The sequence below is a fragment of the Nocardia sp. NPDC059228 genome (assembly GCF_042754245.1).
In the GTDB taxonomy this organism is placed as follows: domain Bacteria; phylum Actinomycetota; class Actinomycetes; order Mycobacteriales; family Mycobacteriaceae; genus Nocardia.
This window is the reverse complement of sequence record NZ_JBHZAL010000160.1, coordinates 1-1,123: the sequence shown is the minus strand read 5'-3', so window position 1 is coordinate 1,123 and position 1,123 is coordinate 1. Positions and strand designations below refer to the sequence as shown.

Below are 1,123 nucleotides of genomic sequence, written 5' to 3'. Positions count from 1 at the left end.
GGGTAGGAGAGCGCGGTCAGACGCTCGAAGGCGGTGCCGTAGGGCACGTTGTCGTAACGCTGGCGGCGTTCGTTCTTCACGACGTCGCGCTGGTACTCCATCCCCTCGTCGTCCAGGGAGGAGAGCAGCGAGCCCATGCGGTCGGCCTCCAGCCAGAGGGCGAGCTCCAGCTGGTGGGTGGGCATGGTCTCGAAGTAGTTGGTGCGCTCGAAGCTGGTGGTGCCGTTGAGCGAGCCGCCGGCGCCCTGCACCAGCTCGAAGTGACCGTTGCCCTTGACCTGGGCGGAGCCCTGGAACATCAGGTGCTCGAAGAGGTGGGCGAGGCCCGTACGGCCCTTGACCTCGTGGCGCGAACCGACGTCGTACCAGAGGCAGACCGCGGCGACCGGGGTCAGGTGGTCCTCGGAGAGCACCACGCGCAGTCCGTTGGCGAGCCGGTGCTCCGTCGCTGTGAGGCCGCCGGAACCGGCCTGCGCTGTGGCCGTGTGACCCATGGGCATGTACGTCCCTTCGATCGCGATATAAGAAGTCCTGCCACTGTATGCAAGCGCGCCGACGCCTGGCGAAGTTTCCGCTCGGCGCGAAGGGGCGTGGACTCGCCATCCGCCCGGCGGCGGCCCGGTGACAACCCGGTGGTGTGCCGCCGGAAACGGGCGCCCCGGGCGGTGCAACGACGGGTCGAGGTCGGCGTTGTCGGTCCGGCGGGCCACAATGGTCCGCGTCAGTTCCTCAAGTTGTCCGCTCAGAGTCCCCCAAGTTGTCCGTCCAGACCCGCACAGACCTGTGAAGGAGCCGCAGCAGCGATGGCCCGCCGCAGCACGAAGACCCCGCCGCCGGAGGACTTCGAGGAGAAGATCCTCGACATCGACGTGGTCGATGAAATGCAGGGCTCCTTCCTTGAGTACGCGTACTCGGTGATCTACTCCCGCGCCCTGCCCGACGCCCGCGACGGCATGAAGCCGGTGCACCGCCGCATCGTGTACCAGATGAACGAGATGGGCCTGCGCCCCGACCGCGGCTATGTGAAGTGCGCCCGCGTCGTCGGTGAGGTGATGGGTAAATTGCACCCGCACGGGGACGCGTCGATCTACGACGCCCTCGTCCGGATGGCACAGCCCTTCTC

2 protein-coding genes are annotated in these 1,123 nt (G+C 67.6%); one reads left to right on the top strand and one right to left on the bottom strand.

Annotated elements, in window-relative coordinates:
* A partial coding sequence (locus tag ACFXKA_RS43175; protein ID WP_379431939.1) for a M16 family metallopeptidase occupies positions 1-500 on the bottom strand: 500 nt, incomplete at its 3' end.
* A 303-nt stretch (positions 501-803) separates the two neighbouring features.
* On the opposite strand from ACFXKA_RS43175, the gene ACFXKA_RS43170 reads away from it, so the two are divergent.
* Positions 804-1,123: DNA gyrase subunit A (locus tag ACFXKA_RS43170; RefSeq protein WP_379431938.1), on the top strand; the 320-nt coding region annotated here is incomplete at its 3' end.